A 25,072-nucleotide genomic window follows, 5' to 3' on the forward strand; every position below is an offset into this window, starting at 1 on the left:
TTCTGCGCAGTCAGACCTCCGCGCCGACACGACGTCGCACCAAAGCGCGGCGAGGCAGGGCGAGGCGGGCCCTCCTGCGGAGGGTGCCGAGTTTGTCTGACGGAGCGGAACTCCCCACAGCCCTCCCAGCCAGCAAAACCGCACCTAAGACATCTTCTGCAGAAGAACTTCGAATTCAGTTCCGTGACCATCCTTCACAGGACTGCGCACAGAGACTTTTCCATCATGGGCTTCGACGACCGCTTTCACAAAGGTCAACCCCAAACCCATTCCATACTCGGAACGACTCTTATCACTGCGATAAAGTTTTTGCCAAATCATCGCATGTTCATCAGGAGAAATACCGGGGCCCGTATCGGTAACTTTTAAAATCACGTTCTCGGTCTGATTGATGGTTTCAATCGTGACCTCACCACCTGAAGGTGTGTACTTGTGCGCATTATCCAACAGATTTGCGATTACCCGGCTGATCAACCGCGCATCAACCAATGCCCAATCATGAGTATCCAGTTTTTGAATGACCTTGATATTTTTTTCTTCGAAAGCCATTTCGTAGAGACTCATCATCTCTTGGACAAGTTCAGAGATAAATTTCTTTTCAAGCTTGAGCTTTTTACTACGATTCTCAGCTTCCGTGATGTCAGTAAGAACTTGCAAGAAATTGAGAATTTTATCCGAGTTTTCATAGCAACTTTGTAAAGCCTCGCGATAGGACTCCACATCACCTTCGCTCTGCAAAGCAAGCTCAGCCCGGCCGCGCAAGCGTGTCACCGGAGTTCTAATATCGTGAGCCAAGTGGTCAAAGGCCTCTTTAAGTCCACTGACCAATCCCTCAATCTTATCGAGCATTTTATTGGAAAGAACTTTGAGTTCTTCCAATTCGTCATCACTGCCGCCAACTGGCACTCGTGTCGACAAAGAACCGCTTTCGATCTTTTTCATCGAGGTTAGAAGCTCACGTACCGGACTGAGAGTCTTCGCAGAGAGGAAAAGACCACCAAGAAATCCAATCAGGGCCACGGGTAAAAGAAGCCACCAGAATATTTTCTGCAAATTGCGCAGTTGCAGATTTAAACCCTCTGTGCTCTTTGCTACCACGAGACGATTGCCGTCCTTCAGAACGCGCCCGAAGATCAGAACCGAATCCTCGCCATAAAGTTCCGGCATAATGAAATCGAATTTTTGTGACCTTTGGCCTAAAAGCTCAATGCGCAGAGATTCCGTATCAATTTTGAAGTTAGGAAAAGGCTCATGAAAAAATAACATCTCCCCACGAGGAGAAAGCACCGTCACCAGCATCACCGCATCGCGGTCATAATTCGGAATATTGGAAAAATAATCCTGAAAATCTTTAAGACCACGAATCTCGATGCGATTGCGGTACTCTTCGACCTTGGCTTCAAGCACGACACGCTCTTGATTTTGAAGAGCGTGACTGATCTGAAAATAAAGAAAGCTGAATATGACAGTTGAACTTAGAATCAGCACTAAAGAGTACGCGAGGGTCAATTTAGTGCTGACTCGGAAGAGCGTCGGCTTAAGACGACTTAAGAACATATCCTACACCTCTAACCGTATAAATGAGGCGTGTAGGGAAATCTTTTTCTAACTTGTTTCGCAAACGACATACTAATACGTCTACCACGTTTGTTTGCGGATCGAAATCATAATTCCAAACTTCTTTTAGGATAGTTTGTTTTCCGATGATTTTATTGGGATTGCTCATGAAAAGATCCAAAAGAACGAATTCCCGTTCTTGAAGGTCAAGCTTACGACCTGCACGGACCACTTCACGATTCAAACGATTGAGTTTCAAATCTTGGAATACAAGTGAAGTCACTTCGGAAGCTTTTTGCGCGCGCTTCAAAAGGTTTTTCACGCGGATCTGAAGTTCCGCCATTGCAAAAGGTTTCGTGAGATAATCATCACCACCCATGCTAAGACCTTTCAAACGGTCATCAAGTTCACGTAGTGCACTGAGGATAAGAATAGGTGTGTTCACTTCTTTCTCACGAAGAGATTTTGCAAACGTGTAACCATCCATCTCCGGCAGCATCAAATCCAAAACAATAATATCGTAATGATTCGTTAACGCTCTTTCATACGCACGGCGACCGTTGGATTCCACTTCCACTTCGCCTTCGAGTTCACCCAAGCCTTGCTTCACGATCGTTGCAATCTCGTTATCGTCTTCAACTACCAAGCATCTCATTTGGAGTCACCTTTGTTACGTTCATGTTATTTGTGAGGCTAGGATATATCAGATTTGTTTCTAAACAAAAGGAGCAAATTTCATAAATACTCCTAAACAGGGCTTTATTACACAGTTTTAATCGAGGACTCCATCTTGATTGCATAGATGAAACCGATCTCCCCATGAAACGTTCTTGCCAAACGGAAGTTAAACGGAGTTCTCATTTACTTTTATGACACATCGGTAAGAACTTTGACCCTGTATAAATAAAAACAGGCTCCTGGTCAGGGAGCCTGTGACATGGTCGTAATAGGTCTATTCAGCTAAGGATTATCTCTTAAGTTGGATAACCTCGTTCAAAAGTTCGTCTGTCGTCGTGATTGTCTTCGCATTGGCTTGGAAACCACGTTGATTTTGGATCATGTTTACGAATTCTGTCGCCAAATCCACTGTTGATCTCTCAAGAGATTTTGCGAACAATTTACCGCGTCCTGCTGCACCCGGTCCACCCAGAGAAGCAGTTCCAGAATCTCTAGATTCTTTCAAACGGTTGTTACCAACTTTGAAAAGAGCTTCTGGATTCTCGAACTTCGCAAGAGCGATCTGAGCCAGGTCAGAAGCTTGTCCATTCGAGTAAACTGCCGTCAAGATACCTTCGTCATTGAACGACAAACCGGTGATCGTACCAGCAGCCGCACCGTCTTGATGCCAAGAGATAAGGTCTGAGTTTTTACCGTACTGTTTCGTACCGTCTAAACCTTTACCGCCATCTTTAATCGCGTCACCGAAGTTCAATTTAACTTCTTGTCCTTGAAGAGCTCCACCTTTGAAGTTGAAGTTCATCTCTGTCGTCTCTTGGCTGTCAAGTTTACCATCCACTGTGAATGTCAACTTACCACCACACACTTGAGAAAGAGCGCCTTCGTCTCCACCAGTCACTTCTTTACCGTCCACAAGGCCTTTGAATTCCCACTCACGATCAGCCACTTTATTGAAGAAGAAGCTTACCAAGTGTTTGTTACCTTGAGAATCGTACATCTCAACACCTGTAGAGTAGTGAGAAGTCGAATATGGATCTTTGATATCGAACTTCTTAGTCGCTTCCATGCGCGAATCTAAGTTCAAATCCAATTTCAATTCTTTCGTTGCTTTCGCTGGGATCAAGGCGCGAGGGAATTTGATATCAGTCATTTTGTTAACGATATTGCCTTTTTCGTCAGTCGCGAAACCTTGAACTTTTTGATTGTCATTTGTTACTAGGTAACCTTCACGGTCAAAGTGGAAAGAACCGTCACGAGTGTAAGACTCGCCATCAGATCCTTTAACTTTGAAATAACCGTCACCAGAGATCGCCAAGTCAGTTACTTTTTCTGTGGCGTCAATGTTACCTTGAGTCAGGATAGGATTTACTGCACCGATCTTCACACCGCGACCGATTTGGTTACCACCCAGGATACCTTTTAAGTTTTTAGAAATGATATCTTGGAATTCTGCGCGGCTCGCTTTGAAACCGACAGTGTTCGCGTTGGCGATGTTGTCACCGATAACACCCAAGGCTTCGCCTTGAGCAGTCATACCAGACACACCTGTGTAAAGAGATGAAAGAATACCCATGTGACCTCCATGTCGTTGGCGTCTTCAATCGGAATCCGCCGTTTGGAGGGCCTCCTCTACGAGGACCAGCCCTAATTCTTTTATTAAATTTTTCTAACTAAGTTAACTAAGCCCATCCACTCTGCTAACTTTTTGCGCTTAAATAACTACAGTAGAGTCGATGTTCGTGAACACATTTTCTTTCAATGCATTCTTGTCCATCACAGTCACAACTGTGTTGTTCTTCACGCTGACGATCAGTGCGGAGTCATTCATTAACACTAATGAATCCTTCGAACCTTTCGCCGCCGCTCTCGAAATCGCGTCAGAGAGTTTTGAGATGTCTTCAGGTGAATAACTAATTCCCCGAGTTCTCATACGCTCAATCGCGTGATTCGAAAACTTCACCCCTTCAGCTGCCTTGGCAAGGCCTTGAGGATTTCCCTGAATCATGTTCTGAGGCTTCATGCCTCCGACATTACCCAGAGTCTCCTTGAAGGAGGGTCCCGTGCCCAGATCCGGTTGTTTCACCTTCCCTGGTTGCTGCGGAACGAGTTGATCTAGAGTTTGTATCTTTTTTAAGTCCACCATTTTATTTCGCCGTCTCCTTAGCGATCTTCTCCATCATGTCGCGGGATAAACCCACTGTGTTGAGGATATTAGATTTTGCCGCAGGAGCCGGAGATGGTGAAGCCTTTTGTTGCTCTACATTCCCCTCTTTTACAGTTTGTCCTTTAGCATCATCCTTTTTCAAGTCTAGGTTTGTTACATCATTTACTTTCTGGTCGTTGCTCATAAGACGAGGGTCTGTGATCTTTTTCACGTCAGAGAAACGGATCGCTTGATTTCCCACGTGAAGAACAGGGCCTTCACTCGAATAACTCACTCCTGTGATCACTCCGTCAAAGTCCGTCTTCAAAGCAATTTTCTTTCCGTCAGCGCCTTTCGCCTCCGCCATAAATTGATATTCACCCGGAGCTGCTTTCATCGCTCTGTCATCTTCACCGTTCCAAGTCAGTTTGTTTTCACCTTTCTTGAGACCTTTCAGATTGTAAGTGCGAACAACAGTTCCTTCAGCGTCACGAACTTTCACTGTCACTTCACTGGCCTCCATTGGCAGAGTGAATTTGAAATCGTGATCTTTATCATTGGCGTTACGGACAACTTTCGATGAATCACCCGCAACAGCTTTTCCGATCAAGTTCAACGCTTGGAAATTTTCTGAAGGCTTTTGCGCGCTCTTCATTTCTTCCAAAGTTTTGTTGATGTTTTGCATTTGCTCCAGAGACGAGAAGTTTGCAAGTTGTGCAGCCATCTCATGACTCTTCATGGGATTCGTCGGATCTTGGTTTTTCATTTGTGTCAGCATCAATTTGAAGAAAGCATCTTTATCCAAATTGGGATTTCCCGCAACGCGAGGTTTCTTAGAAGGATCTGTCCAGTTTGCATCGACGATCTTATTTAAGACCTCACCGACATTCTCGCCACCGAGTTTGTCTTTATCAAGAGCACTGATATTGGATGCGCCTGCATTCTCAGGTTTCGTTTGAGTTGCCCCGAATGCATTCACTCCTAGTTTTGTACCCACGACTGTCATGCGTGTTCTCCTTCTACGCTACCAAGTTAAGTCCGCTGCCTTTGCCTTCCACATTGCGTGCACGAGCTTTGCTCGATGTCTCAATGGGTTGCAATGGATCGCGACCGCGATTTCCGTAACCTTTCAAGTTCGGCATCTCGGCAAAAGATTCTTTTCGTCCCTGAGAACCGAAGTTTTCGTTAAACTGGTTCCAGAATTGACGAGTTTGATCCCGTTGATTTTGGCCGTTCATGTTGGTTTGGTTTTGTGTCGCTGTATCCGCAGATGCTGAGTTCACAACATCCACCTTTACATTTTCCATCGAGAGCTTGTGAGCAGCAAGACTGGTTTTCAGTTCAGCTAGACTAGACTCAATTGTCTTCTTTGCTTCCTGAGTATCCGCCGACATCTGCATGTTCACTTTGCCGTCTTGAAGCATGACTTTAAGGTGAATCGTTCCCATGCCCTCAGGGGTCATTTGAACTTTCATCTCTCCGCCGCCTTTTTTAATCAAGTATTGGGCTTGATTCATGAGCTGCTTCACGGCCGCTTCATTCTCTCCAGGATTTGCCGGAGCTGTTGGCGTTGCGGCTGCTATTGGCATCGCTGCGTCCATTTTCAAAGCTTCACCTTTGATAGGTGCGCCATGAAGACCCTCAAGGCCTGTGAGACTTTGCGTGAAATCTGCCTTCTCAACAAGCTTCGTTGCCGCTTCCTTCCCGCCCGTCATTCCTTTTTGTACATACTCTTGTGAGTTCTGTTGCATTAAAGATTGACCTTGAGATTGGTTTTGGAAAAATTCTTGGCTCGCTTTGCCTTGGACATTCGGAATTTGTCCTGGCACAGCTGCTTGAACTTTTTCAAACTTCGGAGCTTGCAACGCTTGTTGGAATTCATCCGTCAGAGCCGGAGCCTCTTCTGAAGAACCTTCTGCATTTTTTGCGTTTTTCGCTTGAACCGCTTGTTTAGCAGCTAAAGCCGCGAGCAATGCTGGAGACATGGTCTCTTTCATCTGCCCTTGCAAATGCGGAGGCAATTCTTCCAACTTTGGCCCTTGAGCCGCGGCAGGAGGAGTTTGTGGCATTTCCATTTCTGGAACTTCCACTGGCATTTCTTCCGTCGCGATTTCCGCCAAAGCAGAATCATCCATCATCATTTTTTGGGCTAAAGAAGCATCCAACGAAGGCATCGCTGTTGGAACCGCCTTTGGTTCCTGTCTCATCCAAAAACTTTTATTCAAGCGATCTACGGAGGCACTCATGACATCTTGCTTGCCTTGAGCTGCGGCGATACGCGCTTGCATATTTTGTTGAGACATACCAGCACCCACGGCCATTTCTGGCGCAGGTTTAGGTTGCTGCTGCTGTGGCATCTGACTCAATTGCGCAATCAAGCCCGCATACATCGCTTGCGCTTTGCTTGCGTCTTCATCACTCAAACCTAATTGGTCAATCACAGCTTCCGCTGTCGCTTCGGGAGATTGGGCGAGTTGTTTTTCGTCCAGCTGGGCCATCGCCTCCACAAGTCGTGTGGGGGATATTTCGAATTCACTCTCGAAAGAGTCCATGAATTCCTGTATTGCCTTCTGTCGAACCGTCGCCTTTTTACTTATCTTCCCATCTGGCTGTTTGCTGACCTCTTCCGTCTTCTTCGCTTCCGTTTGCTGAGGCTTATCTTCCTTGTCTTTTTGCCTCATCTCCCGTTGCGGCGAATCTTTCACTTCTTTCAGGCTTTTCGAGATTTTATCTTCGAGAGCCTTTCCGAATGAAGATTCGGAGCCGGAGCCTTTGAAATCCTTATCCACCGTTCTTTCCGGCGGCGATTTCAAATCGGTCGCACCCACCATGGGAGGGCCGACTATACTTTGTAACAAACCTTCCTCCTTCCTTGGAAAAAGTTTATCTTAACATCTGCTTCAGCTACGCTCTGCGGGCTACCGCCCCGATGCAGGTGAACGACGTTTATATCCAGCGAACATCTCAGATAACACCTGAGCTTTTTCTGGTTTTAATAAATTCATAATATCAGCAGCATTCTTCTTTTTCATACGGCCAAGTATTTCAACTGCCAAATCCTCGTCCATTGTCTCAAAGACTTTAGCCGCTTGGGGTGGCTTCATATTGGAATACATCTGTACCAAGGTATCGACTTTCTGGTCGTCAGCCTTGACGCGATCTTCGAGCATCGAGGAAATCTTCGTTCTCATTTCCTCAAGCTCTTTCAGGCGTTTTTCTAAATCCACTTTTTGTACTTGAAGTTCTGTCTCCATGCGGTTGAGTTCTTCTTCACGCGCATCGAGTTCTTTTTTTCTTTCGTTGAGTTTTTGCAAGTGATCAATTTCGACGGAACTCATCGCTGAAGCTGCCGGAGCCGCCTCAGGCGCCCCTTCCGCGTGTTCTGCTGCAGCTGGTGCTGCTGGCTTTTCAGGAGCGGGACTTTGCGCCACCGCTTCGCCGGTCATTTGAAATTCAACACGTTTAATAAGATTTTCGACTTCGTCGTGATTCTGAAATCCCCACACAGCGATCATCAATCCCATGAAGGACACACCGACAAGTTTCCAAGGAACAGAAGCTTTTTTTCTTTTCTTAGGAGCGCCCATGTTCATACGGCGGCGGATTTGTTGCTCAACATCTTCAGAAGCTAAATCAAGATGCAAACGCGTTGGAGAAGGTTTTTTATTAAACTTCACACCGCCTTGTTGATCGGCGACCTTGCGTGCATTTTGGAAGAATTGATCGTATCCGCTTTTCATCCTTAGTCCTTCACAGCTTTAAAGCGCAGGATGCTTTGTTCATCCATCTCTTTTTGGTCTTGAGCGAGGCGATCTTGTTTGTATTCCTCAAACTTGTTCTCTCGCATCTTCTCCATAATTTTATATTCGAGTGCGCTTTGTCGCAAAATCTCTCTCTTGGCCTCGACCAATTTCTCGATTTCTTGAATTTTTTGCTTTTGCCTGTGGATGCGGATTTCCTGGCCTTTTAAGAATTCATGAATCTGCGAAAGAGCTGGACCTTGGGTCCCCCCTTGGCTTGCAAAGGCCCCAGCTTGCATGTGAGCTCCCGTTTTATGCTGCTCCATCTGCGCAAGACGGTCATTCTCTTCATTTAAGAGCATCATGGCTTCTTGGAAATCTTTTTGAGCTAAGTTTTCTTTGATTTTACGGTGCTCTAGGACTTTCTGGAGTGGAAACTTAAATTTCATTTGATACTACTCCAGCTCCGGGCCTCCGGCCCTGCGCTCTGTGCCCTCGCGGGCCTTAAGCATTAACAAGGATTTGCTGCATTTGGCGGATGGTTTGCGTGAAGGTCGATGGATCTTCCACTCTTTGTTTGAGGAAGTCGTTGACGGCATCAATCACTTTCACCGCTTTATCAATTTTTGGATTTGATCCTGGCTTGTACGCTCCGATGTTAATCAAATCTTCAGCATCTTTATAAATCGCAAGAGTTTCGCGCAGTTTTTGCGCCATCTTCACGTGCTCAGGAGACGAAACCGCTCGCATCACACGACTTGCACTTTGCATAATATCTATCGCCGGGAAATGACCTTTTTGCGCCAAAGCACGGCTCAGTACGATATGCCCATCGACGATGGAACGAACAGAGTCCCCGATAGGATCATTCATGTCGTCCCCCTCAACAAGGGTCGTATAAAATCCTGTGATACTGCCTTCGCCTTCAAAAGATCCGGCGCGCTCCAACAATTTTGGCAAAGTCGCAAACACACTCGGCGTATAACCTTTTTGTGAAGGGGGCTCACCAGTACTCAAACCGATTTCCCTTTGCGCCATTGCAAAACGAGTCACAGAATCCATCATCAAAAGAACATTCTTGCCTTGAGAACAGAAGTACTCTGCCAAGGCTGTCGCTACATAAGCGCCCCGCATACGCAGCAAAGGACTTTGATCACTCGTCACACAAACGACGACGGATCTTGCCATGCCCTCAGGACCCAAATCATGCTCGATAAACTCACGAACCTCACGACCACGTTCACCGATCATCGCAATCACGTTCACGTCGGCATTGGTATTTCTCGCCATCATCCCTAATAAAACGGACTTACCCACACCCGAACCCGCCATAATAGCGACACGCTGACCAAGGCCTGCGGTTAATGCGCCATTAATAGCTCTGATCCCAAGATCAATAGGTTCGCGAATAGGCCGTCTTTCTAGAGGGTTACGAACTTCACTATAAAGAGGAACTTCTCGGAAGTTTTCAACTTCACCTTTGTCATCCAAAGGACGACCCAAGCCATCAACGACACGACCTAGAAGCTCGTCACCCGCACGAACTGTGGCGATCTGACGGGCCAGAGTGATCTTTGAACCAAGAGCCACACCTCTCATGTCATTCAAAGCCATCATTAAAACGTGTTTGTCTTTAAAACCGACGACTTCGGCAAGAAAGGACTTATCCATGCCACTCGGATTGATTTTGACGATACTGCCGACACTGGCACCCGGAAGATAACCCTTGATAAGCATGCCATTAACTTCCGTCACCTTCCCGCTATCGCGAGTCAAGTGGATGGAGTCAATCACTTCAGAGTATTTTTCCAGGTTCAGCTCTAGTTCACTCATTAACCGGCAATCCTGTTTTTCACTTTCGGCATGTTTTCAGAAAGTACGGTCCAAAGCTGTTCAATACGCTGTTCGATGCGCGCATCCACTTCGCCGTAATTTGTTTCAACGATACAACCGCCATCAGAAACTTCCTGATTGGGTTCAAAACGAATTCTTTTAACAAATTCAAACTCACGGCCCGTTTCCTTTTTTAGTTCTTCAAGGAACTCAAACTGAGCTTGAGAAACGTGAACCGTGATGTTTTCTTCATCTTGAGAAAGACTGACGGCATCGCGAAGGATTTGCACCATGGCGTCGTTATTACCTTGGAGTTCCGTTTTTGCCAAACGGGAGGCCATACGGAAAACCAACTGAAGCAAATGAGATTCGTTAAACGAAGCCATTTCTTTCTTCATATCTTTGATGGTATTCAGAAGAACATCTAAAGTTTGCATGCGCTCGGCAATTTCCGCAGAAACAATTTCAAAAGCCTCTTTGCGTCCCTCTTCAAGACCCAATGTATAAGCTTCTTTATAAGCGCCTTCTTGGATCTCTTTGAGTTTTTCCAGAGCCGCAGCTTCGACTTTTTCCTCTTCGCTGACTTTTTCAACTTGATCGATTCCCGTTTGCACGCGAACCGCATCGTTCATACGGAAGTCAGAACCCTTGCCTTTTTCGGCCAGGTAATTAAGAGCCTGCTCGGGTGTGCCCAGATCAAAACGAACGGGCACGAACTCCAAGACAGTTTTCTCTGCCACTTCCTTAGGAAGAACAGATTTAGCAACTCTGTTAGTATTAGACCATTGCATCTTCCGAACCACCTCTTGCAATCAAGATCTTTCCTTCGGCTTCCAAACGTCTTGCAACGTTGACGATCTCTTGTTGCGCCGATTCTACGTCTGACAAACGAGAAGGTCCCATGTTCGACAAGTCTTCGCGTAACATCTCCGCCGCACGAGCTGAGATATTTTTGAGAATCTTGTTGCGAATATCCTCGCTGGCAGTCTTGAGAGCCAGAAGTAGTTTGTCGTTTGGTACTTCTTTGAGAAGTGCCTGGATACCACGGTCGTCGATTTTGACGATATCGTCGAAAACGAACATAAGCTTGCGGATCTCTTCGGCCAAGAGAGGATCTTTCTCTTCGAGGCGCGACATGATCGCTGTTTCCGTGTTCTTGTCCATAACGTTGAGCATTTCGGCAACCGGTTGAACCCCGCCCAAAGCGGCTTGCTCAACAGTGGCAGTGTTCGACAATTGATTTTTCAATACACGGTCGATTTCGGCGATCAACTCTGGATCGACGTGCTCTAAGTTCGCCATACGCAGAACCACTTCGGCTTGAAGAGCTTCCGGAAGACGTTTTAAAACCTCACCTTTTTTCTCTGGCTCAAGGTGCGCAAGAATCACCGCAACAGTTTGCGGATGTTCATTCACCAAGAATGTCGCCAAAGATTTTGCATCGACCATTTCTAGAGATTCCAAAGAACGTGAACCACCTGAAGTGATATTCAAACCCCCGAGGATACCGCGGGCTCTTTCTTCACCCAAAGCATCCACGATCGTGTCTTTGGCAGAAATACTTTCAGAAAAGATATAATCTTCGGTTTCTGAGATCATTTCATAGAACTCTTCAAGCACACGCTTTGTTACGTGCACGGGAACAACGCGCAGTTTGCTCATTTGATTGATGAGCTTACGAATATCCGCATCGTCCATATGGCGCAGAAGGACTTTCACCGCATCACGGCCCAAGTAGTTGATAAGGATTGCGGCCTTATCGAAACCTTTTAGATTTTCATACTCAATATTTTCGGCTCTATGAAGTTTCATTAGCCATCCTTCCTAACAAGCCACATACCAAAGGCATTGGCTGCTTTCTCTTCGTCTCGTGTCATGGTGGCCATGATACGATCTTTGAGAAGTTCGCTTTCCGCTTTTTCCGGATCGATAGATTCCTGTAACACAGGAAGAGCCGTCGACATACCTGGAAGAGTGTTATCCACAGATTGAAGTTCTTCGAGTTCCTCAATTGTACGAGGAAGCATTTCCTCCACAGAATCTTGGAAGCTGTCCGTAATCCATTGCATGAATGGACGAACCACGATGAAGAAGAACAAGGCCAAGCTGAAACCTAGCAACGCCCATTTGAATAAGGCATGGATCAATTTCTTACGCTCAAGAGTCGTAAGAATTTTGTCCGCCTCAGAGAAGTCTTCAGGTTGGAACTGCATGTTTTCGATTTTTACGCTATCACCACGAGCCGTGTTAAAACCAATCGCGTTTTTAACAAGGTCTTCGTATTTTTTAAGATCTTCTGCAGAACGAGGTTGATACTTGGTCTCTGTCGTTCCATCAGGCTTCGTTGTTGTCACAGCCATACCGTCAACGACAACCGCCACACTCACGCGCTCCAAGTTTCCAGCCGCTTCACGAATGTTACGTACTGTTTTTGGAACTTCGTAGTTGGTCGTCTTGATTTCTTTTTTAACGTCTTGTTTAAATCCAACTGTTCCTTGGTCTTCCGCACCTGGAAGGTTGGAACGAGAACCTGGAACACCTGAGGGATTCACACGAGAACCATCCAAAGATTCCTCTTCAGATTGTTGCGAGCGAATCGCCGTTTTATCCGGATCTACGGATTCTTCCACGGAAGAGATAATGCGGTGATTGAGCGTCGCATCCACTTTCGCCACAACTTTCGCGTGACCGACAACTTTAGAAAGAATGTCTTCGATACGATCTTCAAGATCGCCTTCGATCTTTGCTTTCAAATCCAAAAGTTCGTTCGATCCACCTGTCGCGCCATTTTCTTGGCGAGTCAGAACTTTTCCACGCTCATCAAGAACCGTGACTTTATCGGCATCCAAGCCTTCAACCGCGTTAGCAACAAGGTAACGGATACCGCGAACTTGTTCTGGAGCGAGTTCTTTGCCTTGATGAAGTTCAACAACAACGGAAGCTGTCGCCGAGCCACCTTCTTCAAGGAAGGTTTTCTTATTTGGCAATGCCAAGATGACTTTAGATTGTTTTACCGCCGTCAAAGTGTTGATGGCTCTCATCAACTCACCTTGAAGAGCTCTTTGATAATTGATTTTTTGTGCGTAAGAGTTCATTCCGAAATCTTGTTTGTCGAAGATTTCAAGACCGATCGAACCCATCTTTGGAGAACCGATTTCAGACATCAACGTCATTTGCGTTGAATGCAGAAGCTCTTTCGGAATCGCCACTGTTTTGCCGTCGTCACGCAATTGGAACGGAATGTTCTTTTCGTTCAATTTAGCAACGATAGTTGAAACTTGTTCTGTAGGAATGTTCGTGAAAAGAGGAACGTAGTCTTTTCCGGATGCCATGAAAAGCATTGTGAGCAGCGCCACAATAGCGATGACTGTAACTGCAACGACCGAAAGTCTTTTGGTTGGTCCCAAATTTTTAAAGAACTCACGAAATTGGACGACCAATCCACCAAAAATTTTATTCAAGGCAACCCCTCCGAACTAAAAAACTAAACCTGCATCTTCATGACTTCTTGGTACGCATCAATAATCTTGTTGCGCACTTGCACCATCACTTTGAGAGCGATGTCTGCTTTTTCCGCTGCGATCATGACATCAGCGACGTTGTCTGTTTTACCCGTAGCGAGATTCTGCATCGCTTTGTCAGAAGCTTTTTGCATCTCGTTCACGCTACCTACGGCGTCTTTAAGGGTGTCGGCGAAGCTCTTGCCAGTATCGGATGTCGAACCAACTGATGAAGGGCTCTCGATGCTTAACGACTTGGAATCACGAACGACTCCTGTGTCGAGAAACCTGTTTGCATTTGATACAGTAAAACCCTCCATGGCTTCACCTTCTCCTCTATGAAAATTGTATTATAAATAAACTCAAAAATACTTAAAATTTTGCCGGGGTCCAGGAACTATCTTCCTATCTCCAGCGCGCTTAAAGCCATATCCTTTGACGCCTGCAAAGCCGTCACGTTTGCCTCATAAGAACGCGATGCCTGTATCATATTGGTCATCTCTTCCATGAGGTTGATATTCGGATACGCCACATAACCATCTGGATTCGCATCCGGATGATCTGGCTCGTATTTCATCAGCGGAGCCTTACGATCCGAGATCACATCTGTGACCTGGACCCGTTGGAAATTCCCCTTCGGATCTGTGGATGTAATGATCTCCCCAAAGTTCTTTGCATCCGGCATCGCTTCAAAGACCACGTCTTTTCTGCGATACGGGCCGCCCTCCGGAGTCTGGGTCGTATTGATATTGGCGATGTTGCTGGCAATGGTATTCATGCGCATTCTTTGCGCCGCCATACCACTACTGCTTACTCTCATCCCTGTTAAGAAATCAGCCATTGATTACTCCAGCTTATCTGCCTTCGGTGGCAGCATACTTCAACGCTGCCATTTTTTTATTAATCAATTGAAGTGCCGCTTTGTACATGATCGCGTTCTCTGACAAGGCCGACATTTCTTTTTCCACATCGACGGTGTTGCCGTCGTTGTTCACGGCACCTTCGGGATCTTCATAGATATCCGGGCGAGTTTTACTAACAGAAACTCCGCCAACTCCGAAGTGCTGAGAGTCACTTGTGCTCAAAGCGTTACCGCCATCCAAATCCAGAGCTCTTTGCAAAGCTCCTTCAAAATCCATTTTTTTTGCGTGATAACCCGGAGTCTCTGCATTCGCGATATTCGACGACGTGACATTGTGACGAAGTTGTCTCATCGACAATGACGTGGCGAGAGCGTTGGTTGTTTTATCGAAGAGTCCACTACTCATAAAACACCTTCCTCCTTGTATTCGTTGAGTTTATTTCTCAATGTTCTAATACTAATGCCTAACATCTGTGCCGCGCGCGTCCGGTTCTGTGCCGTCAGCTCCAAGGTCTGTATAATAAGACGCTTCTCGACCTCAGAAAGGGACATGCCGGGAGCAAAATCCAAGGCCATGTCTTCCATAACAGCCTCAAACTGAATGGATTCAGGCCCAATGAGTGAAGTTTTTGCAAGAACCACGGCTCTTTCGAGCACGTTTTCAAGTTCGCGGATGTTTCCAGGCCAGTTCCACGCGTTCAAACGGGCATAAGCATCGGCCGTCAAACGAAGGCCACTTTTGCCGTGCATGATCTGCGCAACTTCCAGAATAAAATTCACGATATTCTGAAAATCCGTCGTGCGGTCTTCCAAGCGTGGAATTTCCAAATGCACAACTGCCAACTTGTAAAATAGATCCTGACGGAACTGTTCTTGTTTTACCAAAGAGCGAAGATCACGACGAGATGTTGAAATAAAACGAGGACGTGATCCATCCGTTCTTTCAACAAGTTTCATCAAATCATTTTGCAAAGAAATGCTCGCGCAATCCAAGTCTTCGATCAACAACGTGCCACCGTCGATTTTCGAAAAATCAAAACCACCGGCATTTTTGCAATCAAGGCAATACAAACGCGGTGAACGGCTTTTCGTATAGGTGTATCGAGCCAAACTGGTTTTACCTACACCCGCTTCACCCACAATCAAGAGACTGGCTTGGGTCGCGGCCAACTGCAAACTGAGCTGCTTTACTTCATGCATTTTTCTATCTTCAATGTGTAAAGCATCAAAATCAAAGTACGACATCAAAACTCCTATTTGCCTTGCTCGTTCTCAGACATCGCTGGAATTCTTTTGATATATTTCTTATAACCATCGCGCCATTCGGAATTATTGAGCTGCTCTTGCGCCAAATTTTTCCAGAACGCACTTTTTTCACCTTTAAATTCATTCCAAACTTCCGCGGCTTTTTGGATTTCGCCACGTTTGAAATAAATCTGTCCTAACTTGTAACGAATCGAAGAAAGAGGACGGCTCTCTTCGTACTTTTCAAGCAGCTTGTCGTAAGAAGCCATCGCAGCATCACCTTGGTTTTTCTCAAGATAAATATCACCAATCATTTCCAAGGATTTCGCATGAACAACGTTAGACACTTTGCCAGAGTCTTTCGCCAACTTATCAACCATCTCCAAAGCTTGGATGGCTTCCGGAGTTCTGTTTTGTTTCAACTGAAGTTCAGCCAATTTCAAATAAGGTTCTGCCACAAGTTCTGGCTGACCTTTCCAAGTGCGCAGAAGTTCGCCCAAGTAACGGATGGCCGATTCGTTATCACCGCGTTTTTCAAGAAGACGAACCGCGATGTTCACGCGTTCAATTTGCGCATCCTCTTTGAGTTTTTCCGGCGTCTTGATGTTTTTCAAAAATTCATAAGCCTGGTTGTACTTATGCTCTTGGGCAAAAACCGCTGACAAACGCAGATTCAATTCATCTTCAGAAGGAATTTCTTCTTTAACTTGAATCTCTTTAGCTTCAGGAGTTCCGCGAATCGCATAGACGCGGTTTAGAACGTCTTTGTAATACTTTTCCGCCTCAACTGGCACACCGCCCATTTCAAATGCGCGACCAACGTTGTATTTCGTGTCTAAACGTTTTGAGTTCTTCAGCCATGTATCTGCATATTGTGTATGAGTTTTCAAAGCGCCAATAAAATCGCCATGATCGATCTCGGACTGAAGCTTGTCATTGATATTGGACACAATACGATTCGTAACCAACGGAACATCGACGCTTGTTGGGTGCTCTTTGTAGTATTTCGAAAGCAAATCAATCGCTTTTTGATTTTCATTACGATGAGTGTAACCGTCCGCCACCATCACCGTCGAAAATTGTTCGATATTTGGAAGATCAATCTTTTTTGCCAAAGACATAATCTCGCCAACGGCGTTATTCACTTCTTTAGGCTTCATACCTTTCATGCGGGCACTCAACAAACGCAAGCGCGCAATCACGGCACTTGGACTTTCTCCATAACGGAAATAAGTTTCTAGATAAGCGCCCATCACGCGAGACTTATCAGCACCAAAGATCTCAAGAAGTTCACCCATACGAGTCATCGCAAAAGCCGCGTGATCGTTGCTTGGGAATTTTTTTACAAAATCGCGATACACGTCCAAGCTTTGATTGTAGTTCTTCATCCAGAATAAAGACTCTGCTTGGTTGTAATAAGCATTTGGATAATAGTTTTGTCCTTCAGGGTATTTCTTCAAAGCTTTTTGATAATCTTCAACAGCCTTAGCATAGTCTTTTGCGCGAACCCACACATCCCCACGACGGAAAGCAGCTTCTACTTTCAAATCGCGGTTGCCGGAGTTCTTTTCCACATCATCAAACTGAGCCACGGCATCTTTCCATTTATTCAACTTCATAAATGCCAAGCCCGTACCCAAACGAGCCAAGTCTTTAGACAAAGAGTTCGTGTCAGAAAAATTCTTATTATCAATGTGCTCTTTAAAAAGACGAAGAGCGCCTAAGTAATCACCCTTATCCAAAGCCAGATAGCCAATTTTAAGAGACGTTCTTTCCGCCAAAGGAGATTTTGGATATTTAGCAATCGCCTCTTTGTATCTTTGCACTGCTTCGTCGTAGTTTTTGGCGCGGCCTTCTTCTTCCCACAACGCTAAGTTCACATCCGCCGTCATATAATCGACGACTTCGTTGTACTCAGATTGCGGATACTTATCTTTAAACCATTGCTGAGTTTTCAAATAAACGGCGTATCTTTTCTTTTCAAACAACGTCAAAAGAAGACGGGCCTGTTTGTTTTCTTCCGTCGATTTCGGTGAGACTTGATAAATCGTCGGCGTCACTTTTATTTTCTCCCAGTAACTCACAGGAGTTTCCAACATTGGGAACGGGATATAATAGTTGTCCTTGGCGCGAATCATCGCCTCTTCTTTAACTTCATAGTCTTTAATAGAAAAACGATCGTAATCAGGATCGCCGCCATCAAAGATTCCCGACTTCACGGTGTCACTGTTTTGCGCTACAGCCACACCTTGATTGGCAATCGTCAACGTATCCGCAGTTGCGGGTTTTCTTTTCTTGTCAGTTTTATTTTTGGCTACAGATTTTATAGCTTTAGCTGGCAACTCAGTTGGCAGAGTTTCATCTTTTTTAACAACAGGCTTCGTTACTTTCTTAGCTTTGCTGTTTGGATTCACATAGAAATCCATGATCAAACGCGAAGGTTGATCCGTCAGATAATCAAATGTGTCGATATCATCACCTGAGAGAGTGAATTGAATCACGTGTTTGCCATCTGGACCTTTTTTATCCACGGCCACGCTTTTAACGAAATCACTTTTAAAACTGGAAAGAGATTGGACGGTTGAATCATCCAAAGCAGGCACTGTCATTTCAACAACAGTTTGCCCTTTGTTTTCAAGGCGTTTCACATCATAGTCCCAGTTTTGCTGGCCCATGAGTTCCAGGTGAACAGTGTCACCTTGGAAATTGATCACGCCATTGACCTTATTAGCCTCTGCTGAAGCTAGACCAAAGAATAGGCATCCTGCCACAACTAAAAATCGCAAAGTGTTCACTCCTTGAACCCCTTCTTTTCCCTTCTTTGTGCTGTTGCACATACGGTGCCAGGCCTTTCCAAGGTCCATTGGCAAATATGTTCAAGATGGGCAAAAAGTTTCATAGAATTTCTGGCGGGGCCGACAAACTCATGACAGAGACCTTGGTCCTGATTTGCTCTAGCAAGACTGAATTTTCCCTTAAAGGATTCCGATAGATAGGTGCTATGAGAAACCACTTCATTGTTTGCATCATGAGTTTACTTCTTGGAAGTTGCGTGTCGGTACAACTGCCCGGCGGCAAAGTCACGTCCGCTAAGGATGTCGGCTTCACAGAGCCGCGTTCACCATTCAAAGAAATGAGCGGAGGAAACTCCGACAAAGCCTGGATCAGTGAGAAAACGGGTAACACCATTTCTTATCTTTCCGAATGTGGCGGCAGCAATGAGCCCAGCCTGCAACAACTTGAAAATGATTCCCTCAGTGCCATTTCAGATTTGAAAGTGCAACAAAGTGACGAAGTGACCTTCAATGGGCGCGCAGCACGACAAAGTGTTTCTTTGGGAAAAATTGACGGCGTGTCAGTACAAATCGCTTTGATGGTTTTTAAAAAGAACGGTTGTAACTACACTTTGAGTTACGGCGGCGTAGAAAAACAGTTTTCGTCAGAACAAAAATACTTCGAAGACTTTAAACAGAATTTTAAGGCGCCTTAATGAATCACATAGCCCTCCCCTTCACAGCATTTATGTTGGAGATCCTTCGCTTCGTCGGCGGAGTGGGGCTTCTATTCCGTGATGTCGTTAAAGAACTCTTCCGCGGTAAATTCTATTGGAAACTTTTAATTGAGCAGATTTATCAAATCGGCTTAAGATCTATGCCCCTGATTGTCATCACCGCCGTCAGTATCGGGATGGTGATGTCGTTGCAATTTGGTCTGGGCCTGGAAAAGTTTGGTGGAAAACTCTACGTACCAAAACTTTTAGCCGTCACGATCTTGCGTGAGATGGGACCTGTGTTCACAAGCTTGATGTTGGCGGCTCGCGTAGGCGCGGGGATCGCCAGTGAAATTGGCAGTATGGTCGTCACTCAGCAAATCGACGCAATTCGCGCTTTGGGAACATCACCGATTAAAAAAATCGTGATTCCCCGTGTGCTGGCCGCGCTGATCACTTTGCCCATTCTGGTTTCCATGGCCAATGTCGTGGGTAATGCCGGGGGATTGATCGTAGGAGCTGTGGAACTTAATCTTGATCCTAACTTTTATCTTTTAAAAGTGATGTCGACATCAAGCATTCAGGATTATCTGTCGGGCTTTGGTAAAACATTCTTTTTTGCTCTTTTTATTGCCGTTCCTTCTTGCTACTTCGGTTTGACAGTGAAAGCTGGAACCAAAGAGGTCGGTATCGCCACAACAAAAGCCGTCGTGGTGTCTTCAATTCTTATTGTGGTCGGCGATTTCTTTTTGTCTAAACTCTTTTGGATCTTTGAGAAAATGATATGAGCGAAAAAAGAGAAGGCGTCATTGAAGTCGTAGATTTTCACAAGTCCTTTGGGAACAAGAAAGTTCACCAAGGTGTGAACTTCTATGTGCGTAAAGGAGAATGCCTGGGCTTGATCGGTGGATCAGGAACCGGAAAGAGCGTTCTTTTGCGCAGCCTTGTAGGTTTAGAAAAACCGGATCGCGGGCAGATTCTTATTAACGGGATTGACGTTGCTCCCATGAATGAAAATGAGCTGATCGAGGTTCGTAAAAAAGTCGCCTATGCATTTCAAGGTGGCGCTCTTTTTGACTCGATGACTGTCTTTGAAAACCTTGCCTATCCTTTGCGTGAACATTTCAAACTAAGCGAATCAGAAATTTCGACAAAGATCTTAGAACAACTTCAAGAGTTCGGATTAGAAGGCTCTGAAAAACTTTTGCCGGGAAATCTTTCTGGAGGAATGCAAAAACGTGTGGGCCTGGCTCGCGCGATGATGATGCATCCTGAAGTGGTTTTGTATGACGAACCTACCGCAGGTCTTGATCCTTACAATACCAAACGCATTCAAGAATCTATTTTAAGTTTAAAATCCAAAGGAGTGACATCCATTCTTGTCACTCATGATATGCCCACCGTCTATGCCGTCTGTGACAAAGTCGCATTGCTGCTAAATGGACGTATTGGCGAACAGTACACGATCGACAAACTCAAACAGGAACCTGCCGGAGCCATGAGCCAGTTTATTAACGGAGAAAGTGCCTAATGGAATCGCACACAAGCACCCAACTCAAAGTCGGAATCTTTCTAACCATCGGAATCATCTTTATTCTGGGGTCCATTTTCTTCCTTGGGGCCGACAAAGCGCTCTTCACAAGTTACGTGCGAGTTCATGCTCACTTTGATCAAGTGCAAGGTCTTTCTGTGGGCAGTGTCGTTTCACTTTCTGGTGTGACTGTCGGTAACGTGGAAGAAATCACATTTCTGCCAGAGATTAATTCTTTGGACGTCAAAATGCGCATTAATGAAAACTACATTGATCGCATCCGCCAGGGCTCTGAAGTTGAAATTCGCACGCAAGGTGCCCTGGGTGATAAATACGTTTTCATTATTCCCGGAGATCCACGTGGGGCTGTTGTTAAAGAAGGCGACACTCTGCAAGTTGCAAAAGCCACAGATCTTCTTGGAATTATTTCTGAGCGCGGGAGCGAAACCAACAAGATCTTTGATATCATCAATGAGCTTCACAAGGTCACTCACGCTCTGAACGCTGAAAATCGCTTGGGACGTATCATGGGAAATCTTGAAACGGCCAGTACGAACTTAAGCCAGACAAGCAAAGAGACACAGAAATTTATGTCTGAAGTCAGTGGCCATGGCGGTGGGGAAAAGTTGGCGAAGTCCATCGATAAACTCGATGCGATCCTTACAAAGATCGACAAGGGTCAAGGAACACTGGGCGCTCTTATCAACGATCCTTCCGTGCACAACCAACTCAAGTCGGTTCTGGGCGGCTCCACAAGAAAGAATAATATTAAGTCTCTTCTTCGTACTTCCATTGAAAAAGAAGAGAACTAAAATTCCCTTCTTGTCTCGATTCGACACAGATTAAAACTTCCTCAGGTTCTCTGAAATCACTTTCGGAGGCCTGTTAAAGAGCCGATAAGAACTCCATGATCTGGATCGTTCTGGTTACTACATTAAGTCTCCCCACTTGGGCGATCAATACCCTGACTGATGGCTATCGCTTGAACTCGAATTCTAAAATTTCGGTTCAAGGCCATGGCACATGCAGAACATTTACGAACTCCAGCAGCACAAAAAGTTTTTTCATTCCCACAAAAACCGCCCCTGCTTACACCAGTTTTACATCGAATAAGCCAACGCCCGTCACCTACGACACTTGCCAATCCTGTTACGAAATTAAAATGAGCAGCGGAGATTATCTAGGCACAAATGTCTATGACATTGATCCCGACGGTCCCGGAGGCCAAGCACCTATCAAAATGTATTGTGATATGACGACACAAGGTGGTGGTTGGACTCTTGTGTGGTCTAATACTCGCGGCGGTACAAATAAACCCTCATCGGGATTAACATACGCCCAAACAACTTCGACGGCTCCCCGCTGTTCGGGCGCTAACGCTTCGACAAGTGACACCAGCGGCGCTTGTTCAATGATGAGCACGAACAAAGAGACCTTTAACTACTTCCTGGGTCTCGATCACTGGAATAGTCTCGCAAGAAAAAAACGTTACATGGAACTTCTTTATCAATGGAGTAGCGACTACGGAGCCGGCATTCAACAGGAAGCTCGCATGAGCATTCAGAATCTCGATCCTCTCTGGGCTTACACGCTCAATGTTAAAACTCTCTCGCAAACAGTGGGTGCGCAAACGCCAGGGATCTCACTGACCCACAATGGGTATGCCCTAACAACCATGGATCGCGATAACGATACCCATGCCACTTACAACTGTGCGTCCTATTTCAACAACTCTCCCTTTTGGTTCGCAGCTTGCTGGAGTGGATTTATTTATGGCGGAACGGAAACCTCAGTCGGCGGATACTACAACGGTGCTTATTGGATCGGCAGTTTAAAGCAGTGGGGTGACGCCAATGGAAACGGGGCCGGAAACGGATGGATGTACGTGCGTGAGTACCCCGAGTATGCGAGCTGCCTTGAACTCAAAAACCTCGGTGGGATTTCTACGTCGGGCTATTATCAAATCGACTCGGACGGTCCTGGCGGCAATGCTCCTTATCAAGTTTACTGTGATATGACGAATGATGGCGGTGGTTGGACACGCATCTTCCGTCACAATGTTTCTGCTGGATACTTTAGCACGGTAGCGGAAGCCCAGTCTTTCAACCAAGGAACTCCGTCCTCGGACAAGTACTCCATTTTAAATAAAATCAAAGATTTTAAAACATATGATCGCTATGTTTTTAAAATCAATTGGCCCACAGTTCCTGCACATAAAAATATTTGGGTTCAAGCCTCTGATCCGAATGACGACGTCAATGTCAGCAATTATTTGGGCATCAGCATCTCGTCCACAACCAATCTTTGGGGTGGGCTCGAATTAGGAAATGGAACTCATGCTGCGACCAATGGAAACAGAAGTTATCTCGATGGCTCCGTCAATCACGGAAACTACTACTATGCCATTGGCCTTACTAGCGCTTGGGGAACTCCGGGAGGTTATCCCGCCGCCGACGGAGTTGCGGGCTCGGGCAACAGTGTGCCCGAAGTTGAGTTGTGGGTGAAGGAAGCCACAATGCCTTCGACAATTCCAAAAAGCTGCAAAGAGTATCGTGATCTTGGCTATAACTATGGAAATGGAACTTACGTGATTGATCCGGATGGCGCGGGCGCCGGAAGTCCTCCCTTCCGTGCATTCTGTGAAATGACGGTGGATGGCGGAGGCTGGACACTTGTTGCTTGGAATTATGGAAATACAAGTGCCGCAGGAATGGCAGCGACTTTCCTAACGACTCCTGTAGATCCCTCCAATATTCACCGACACGCCGAATTCAGCGGCGGGGGACTTTCTTCCATCAACGTTGAAACTTTTTCTTCTCAGGTCAACTCCACAGATGCGATGTTAATAGCTCCTGCTTATACAGGATCTCCTTTCATTGATAACGGTCTTGGACAATGGAACTACAACTCCACTCGCTGTACTGGAACTCTTCGCCACACCAGTCGCACTGCGGGTTGCGCAGGTCAAAATGCGAACGACAATTACAACACTGCCGATCAATTCAATATTGCAATCAATGCAGGAGCGGAAGGTATTGTTCCTGGCTACATCGCCACCGAGCTTTGTTACAGCGGCAAAGGCTGGTGTAATTTCGGATTCTATATACGTTAAACTGGTCCCTGGATTTTGTTTTCGTAAGATTCTTGCGCATGGTCTTGAAGACCACAGAACGTGAGTAGAGAATCATCTCGGTCTTTTCTATCGTTAGATTCATGGAAAAGCTAATTCAAACAATCGTTGTCGTCGTTACCTTGTTATTAACTCTTCAAGCCACTTGTTTTGCGGCGGACTTCCAATACGCCGTCCCCTTCAAAGACGTCGGCCTGGAACGCCTGAGCACCGAGGTGATTTATCGTGATCGACCCCCTTCTGAGGGTGACATTCGCGAGGTCTCCATGGTGTGGACAGAGAAAGTTCATAAGCTCATTCGGCCGTGCAAGGTGACCAGTCGTATTGCCTTAGAGGACGCCGAAAAAGCTTTGCATGAACAAATGAAAGTTTCCACCCAAGTAGTTTGGACTTTTTAGCCGCCCAGAAAAGGCACTATCAAACTTTTTGACAGTCCCTTTTCAACTTAAACGTCCTTCGCCTGAGTTGGTTTTTTGCAGGGCAAACCCGCATGAGAAAATTGATTGTATTTGCACTCATGTTAAGTGCCTGTGAAGGTTCCTTCGCTCCAAAAGCGAGCCTCTCCGTCAGCAATGCAGATTCCATTATCGGTGGAACCGAAGTCTCTTATGCAGATCCCGTCACGCAAAAGGTTCTGAGCTTTAAAGTCCTTTGGGACAAAAAAGAAGTTGAAACAGAAAACGCCATTGAAACCACTTGGAAGGCATCCCAATGCACGGCGAGCGCTATTGCTCCCCGAATTATACTAACGGCGGCTCATTGCATTTCTAAAATCGCAGAAATCAATCGTATCGAGATACCAACAGAAGAGGGCGGCGAAGAGCATTTCAACGTCATCAAAACTGTGGTTCATCCCGATTATGAAAAAGATAAAACATCCGATCTCGCATTACTGCATTTAGAGTTGGCTCTACCAGAGAGAGTGCAAATTCTTTCGCTGCCAACAAAAGAAAATCCTCTAACTTTGACGGAAGTGCAGGCCGCAGGCTTTGGCAAAATTTCTGGTCGAAAAGACAACCCTGCGGGAGTGGGTGTTCTTCGTAAAGTAGATTTGACCGTCGTTGATTTTAAATTGGATGCGCAGATTTTTTCAGTGGACCAAACGACAGGCAAAGGCGTCTGCCAAGGCGACTCGGGTGGCCCGGCCATGGTTGACGTCAATCACGAAACTTATGTTGTCGGTGTCGTTTCAAAAACCCGCTATATTCCCGATGAAAACGGCAATGCCGAAGACATTTGCAGTTATCGCGGCCAATACGTCAATGTTCAGCACTATCTGGACTGGATTGTTCCAGAGATGGAGAAGCTTTCTCTAGAGTAAACAATCGACTGGCACAAATTTAGCTCACATTTTCCTGATAAC

General features: G+C 45.8%; 24 protein-coding genes. 7 read left to right on the forward strand and 17 right to left on the reverse strand.

Going from position 1 to position 25,072, the window contains the following annotated elements:
- Window positions 1-144: 144 nt before the first annotated feature.
- From ACL934_RS17115 to ACL934_RS17195, 17 genes are all read right to left on the reverse strand, one after another.
- Window positions 145-1,557, reverse strand: a complete 1,413-nt coding sequence (locus ACL934_RS17115) for an ATP-binding protein (RefSeq protein WP_413612653.1) — start codon at window positions 1,555-1,557, stop codon at window positions 145-147.
- A complete protein-coding gene (locus ACL934_RS17120) occupies window positions 1,538-2,212 on the reverse strand; it encodes a response regulator transcription factor (RefSeq protein WP_295905896.1) in 675 nt (224 codons plus the stop codon). The genes ACL934_RS17115 and ACL934_RS17120 overlap by 20 nt, the downstream gene beginning before the upstream one ends.
- Before the next feature lie 312 nt (window positions 2,213-2,524).
- Window positions 2,525-3,808, reverse strand: a complete 1,284-nt coding sequence (locus ACL934_RS17125) for a flagellar hook protein FlgE (RefSeq protein WP_374075552.1) — start codon at window positions 3,806-3,808, stop codon at window positions 2,525-2,527.
- Between the two features lie 138 nt (window positions 3,809-3,946).
- A complete protein-coding gene (locus ACL934_RS17130) occupies window positions 3,947-4,378 on the reverse strand; it encodes a TIGR02530 family flagellar biosynthesis protein (protein WP_374075554.1) in 432 nt (143 codons plus the stop codon).
- A gap of 1 nt (window position 4,379) precedes the next feature.
- Entirely contained in the window at window positions 4,380-5,384 is a 1,005-nt protein-coding gene (locus tag ACL934_RS17135) for a flagellar hook assembly protein FlgD (RefSeq protein WP_374075556.1), read from the reverse strand.
- A 13-nt stretch (window positions 5,385-5,397) separates the two neighbouring features.
- On the reverse strand, window positions 5,398-7,236 hold the full coding sequence (locus ACL934_RS17140; RefSeq protein ID WP_374075559.1) for a flagellar hook-length control protein FliK: 1,839 nt from the start codon (window positions 7,234-7,236) through the stop codon (window positions 5,398-5,400).
- Between the two features lie 60 nt (window positions 7,237-7,296).
- Complete coding sequence (locus ACL934_RS17145; RefSeq protein ID WP_413612654.1) at window positions 7,297-8,118, reverse strand: magnesium transporter MgtE N-terminal domain-containing protein; 822 nt, start codon at window positions 8,116-8,118, stop codon at window positions 7,297-7,299.
- A 2-nt stretch (window positions 8,119-8,120) separates the two neighbouring features.
- A complete protein-coding gene (gene fliJ, locus ACL934_RS17150; RefSeq protein WP_413612655.1) occupies window positions 8,121-8,567 on the reverse strand; it encodes a flagellar export protein FliJ in 447 nt (148 codons plus the stop codon).
- 55 nt (window positions 8,568-8,622) lie between these two features.
- Window positions 8,623-9,951: a FliI/YscN family ATPase gene (locus tag ACL934_RS17155; protein WP_374075564.1), complete on the reverse strand. Its 1,329-nt coding sequence runs from the start codon at window positions 9,949-9,951 to the stop codon at window positions 8,623-8,625.
- Window positions 9,951-10,742 (reverse strand): FliH/SctL family protein, encoded by a 792-nt coding sequence (locus ACL934_RS17160; protein WP_374075566.1) that lies wholly within the window; start codon window positions 10,740-10,742, stop codon window positions 9,951-9,953. Before ACL934_RS17160 ends, ACL934_RS17155 begins: the two co-directional genes overlap by 1 nt.
- The gene (gene fliG / locus ACL934_RS17165; protein ID WP_374075568.1) at window positions 10,729-11,763 is read right to left on the reverse strand and encodes a flagellar motor switch protein FliG; all 1,035 of its coding nucleotides are present in this window, start codon (window positions 11,761-11,763) and stop codon (window positions 10,729-10,731) included. Before fliG ends, ACL934_RS17160 begins: the two co-directional genes overlap by 14 nt.
- Window positions 11,763-13,412, reverse strand: a complete 1,650-nt coding sequence (fliF, locus tag ACL934_RS17170; protein WP_374075570.1) for a flagellar basal-body MS-ring/collar protein FliF — start codon at window positions 13,410-13,412, stop codon at window positions 11,763-11,765. Before fliF ends, fliG begins: the two co-directional genes overlap by 1 nt.
- Window positions 13,413-13,435: 23 nt before the next feature.
- The gene (gene fliE, locus ACL934_RS17175; protein WP_374075573.1) at window positions 13,436-13,771 is read right to left on the reverse strand and encodes a flagellar hook-basal body complex protein FliE; all 336 of its coding nucleotides are present in this window, start codon (window positions 13,769-13,771) and stop codon (window positions 13,436-13,438) included.
- 77 nt (window positions 13,772-13,848) lie between these two features.
- Complete coding sequence (gene flgC / locus ACL934_RS17180; RefSeq protein ID WP_374075576.1) at window positions 13,849-14,292, reverse strand: flagellar basal body rod protein FlgC; 444 nt, start codon at window positions 14,290-14,292, stop codon at window positions 13,849-13,851.
- A gap of 13 nt (window positions 14,293-14,305) precedes the next feature.
- A complete protein-coding gene (gene flgB / locus ACL934_RS17185) occupies window positions 14,306-14,719 on the reverse strand; it encodes a flagellar basal body rod protein FlgB (RefSeq protein ID WP_374075578.1) in 414 nt (137 codons plus the stop codon).
- Window positions 14,716-15,558, reverse strand: coding sequence for a sigma 54-interacting transcriptional regulator (locus ACL934_RS17190; RefSeq protein ID WP_374075580.1), 843 nt, complete (start codon window positions 15,556-15,558; stop codon window positions 14,716-14,718). Before ACL934_RS17190 ends, flgB begins: the two co-directional genes overlap by 4 nt.
- An 8-nt stretch (window positions 15,559-15,566) precedes the next feature.
- A complete protein-coding gene (locus ACL934_RS17195; protein ID WP_374075582.1) occupies window positions 15,567-18,353 on the reverse strand; it encodes a tetratricopeptide repeat protein in 2,787 nt (928 codons plus the stop codon).
- A 257-nt stretch (window positions 18,354-18,610) separates the two neighbouring features.
- Here ACL934_RS17195 and ACL934_RS17200 point away from each other — a divergent pair, with 257 nt between their 5' ends.
- The 7 genes from ACL934_RS17200 to ACL934_RS17230 all read left to right on the forward strand — a co-directional run bounded on the left by ACL934_RS17200 (window position 18,611) and on the right by ACL934_RS17230 (window position 25,030).
- Complete coding sequence (locus ACL934_RS17200) at window positions 18,611-19,048, forward strand: hypothetical protein (protein WP_374075585.1); 438 nt, start codon at window positions 18,611-18,613, stop codon at window positions 19,046-19,048.
- A complete protein-coding gene (locus ACL934_RS17205) occupies window positions 19,048-19,836 on the forward strand; it encodes an MlaE family ABC transporter permease (protein WP_374075587.1) in 789 nt (262 codons plus the stop codon). Before ACL934_RS17200 ends, ACL934_RS17205 begins: the two co-directional genes overlap by 1 nt.
- A complete protein-coding gene (locus tag ACL934_RS17210; RefSeq protein WP_374075589.1) occupies window positions 19,833-20,579 on the forward strand; it encodes an ABC transporter ATP-binding protein in 747 nt (248 codons plus the stop codon). Before ACL934_RS17205 ends, ACL934_RS17210 begins: the two co-directional genes overlap by 4 nt.
- Complete coding sequence (locus ACL934_RS17215) at window positions 20,579-21,391, forward strand: MlaD family protein (protein WP_374075591.1); 813 nt, start codon at window positions 20,579-20,581, stop codon at window positions 21,389-21,391. The genes ACL934_RS17210 and ACL934_RS17215 overlap by 1 nt, the downstream gene beginning before the upstream one ends.
- Window positions 21,392-21,486: 95 nt before the next feature.
- Complete coding sequence (locus ACL934_RS17220; protein ID WP_374075593.1) at window positions 21,487-23,691, forward strand: fibrinogen-like YCDxxxxGGGW domain-containing protein; 2,205 nt, start codon at window positions 21,487-21,489, stop codon at window positions 23,689-23,691.
- 101 nt (window positions 23,692-23,792) lie between these two features.
- Window positions 23,793-24,107, forward strand: coding sequence for a hypothetical protein (locus tag ACL934_RS17225; RefSeq protein WP_374075596.1), 315 nt, complete (start codon window positions 23,793-23,795; stop codon window positions 24,105-24,107).
- Window positions 24,108-24,199: 92 nt separating this feature from the next.
- Window positions 24,200-25,030 carry a S1 family peptidase gene (locus ACL934_RS17230; RefSeq protein ID WP_374075598.1) on the forward strand — a complete coding sequence of 277 codons (831 nt, stop codon included), beginning with the start codon at window positions 24,200-24,202 and terminating at the stop codon, window positions 25,028-25,030.
- The last annotated feature ends 42 nt before the right edge of the window (window positions 25,031-25,072 follow it).

It is taken from the genome of Bdellovibrio sp. HCB-110 (genome assembly GCF_047323225.1).
Lineage (GTDB): Bacteria > Bdellovibrionota > Bdellovibrionia > Bdellovibrionales > Bdellovibrionaceae > Bdellovibrio.

Bases quoted from the DNA above. Each gene is read 5' to 3' on its own strand.
- ACL934_RS17115 (WP_413612653.1), bottom strand. From the start codon at position 1,557: ATGTTCTTAAGTCGTCTTAAGCCGACGCTCTTCCGAGTCAGCACTAAA.
- ACL934_RS17160 (WP_374075566.1), bottom strand. From the start codon at position 10,742: ATGCAATGGTCTAATACTAACAGAGTTGCTAAATCTGTTCTTCCTAAG.
- ACL934_RS17210 (WP_374075589.1), top strand. From the start codon at position 19,833: ATGAGCGAAAAAAGAGAAGGCGTCATTGAAGTCGTAGATTTTCACAAG.
- ACL934_RS17145 (WP_413612654.1), bottom strand. From the start codon at position 8,118: ATGAAAAGCGGATACGATCAATTCTTCCAAAATGCACGCAAGGTCGCC.
- ACL934_RS17190 (WP_374075580.1), bottom strand. From the start codon at position 15,558: ATGTCGTACTTTGATTTTGATGCTTTACACATTGAAGATAGAAAAATG.
- ACL934_RS17135 (WP_374075556.1), bottom strand. From the start codon at position 5,384: ATGACAGTCGTGGGTACAAAACTAGGAGTGAATGCATTCGGGGCAACT.
- ACL934_RS17125 (WP_374075552.1), bottom strand. From the start codon at position 3,808: ATGGGTATTCTTTCATCTCTTTACACAGGTGTGTCTGGTATGACTGCT.
- fliG (WP_374075568.1), bottom strand. From the start codon at position 11,763: ATGAAACTTCATAGAGCCGAAAATATTGAGTATGAAAATCTAAAAGGT.
- ACL934_RS17225 (WP_374075596.1), top strand. From the start codon at position 23,793: ATGGAAAAGCTAATTCAAACAATCGTTGTCGTCGTTACCTTGTTATTA.
- flgC (WP_374075576.1), bottom strand. From the start codon at position 14,292: ATGGCTGATTTCTTAACAGGGATGAGAGTAAGCAGTAGTGGTATGGCG.
- ACL934_RS17155 (WP_374075564.1), bottom strand. From the start codon at position 9,951: ATGAGTGAACTAGAGCTGAACCTGGAAAAATACTCTGAAGTGATTGAC.
- ACL934_RS17130 (WP_374075554.1), bottom strand. From the start codon at position 4,378: ATGGTGGACTTAAAAAAGATACAAACTCTAGATCAACTCGTTCCGCAG.
- ACL934_RS17215 (WP_374075591.1), top strand. From the start codon at position 20,579: ATGGAATCGCACACAAGCACCCAACTCAAAGTCGGAATCTTTCTAACC.
- flgB (WP_374075578.1), bottom strand. From the start codon at position 14,719: ATGAGTAGTGGACTCTTCGATAAAACAACCAACGCTCTCGCCACGTCA.
- fliJ (WP_413612655.1), bottom strand. From the start codon at position 8,567: ATGAAATTTAAGTTTCCACTCCAGAAAGTCCTAGAGCACCGTAAAATC.
- ACL934_RS17220 (WP_374075593.1), top strand. From the start codon at position 21,487: ATGATCTGGATCGTTCTGGTTACTACATTAAGTCTCCCCACTTGGGCG.
- fliE (WP_374075573.1), bottom strand. From the start codon at position 13,771: ATGGAGGGTTTTACTGTATCAAATGCAAACAGGTTTCTCGACACAGGA.
- ACL934_RS17205 (WP_374075587.1), top strand. From the start codon at position 19,048: ATGAATCACATAGCCCTCCCCTTCACAGCATTTATGTTGGAGATCCTT.
- ACL934_RS17120 (WP_295905896.1), bottom strand. From the start codon at position 2,212: ATGAGATGCTTGGTAGTTGAAGACGATAACGAGATTGCAACGATCGTG.
- ACL934_RS17230 (WP_374075598.1), top strand. From the start codon at position 24,200: ATGAGAAAATTGATTGTATTTGCACTCATGTTAAGTGCCTGTGAAGGT.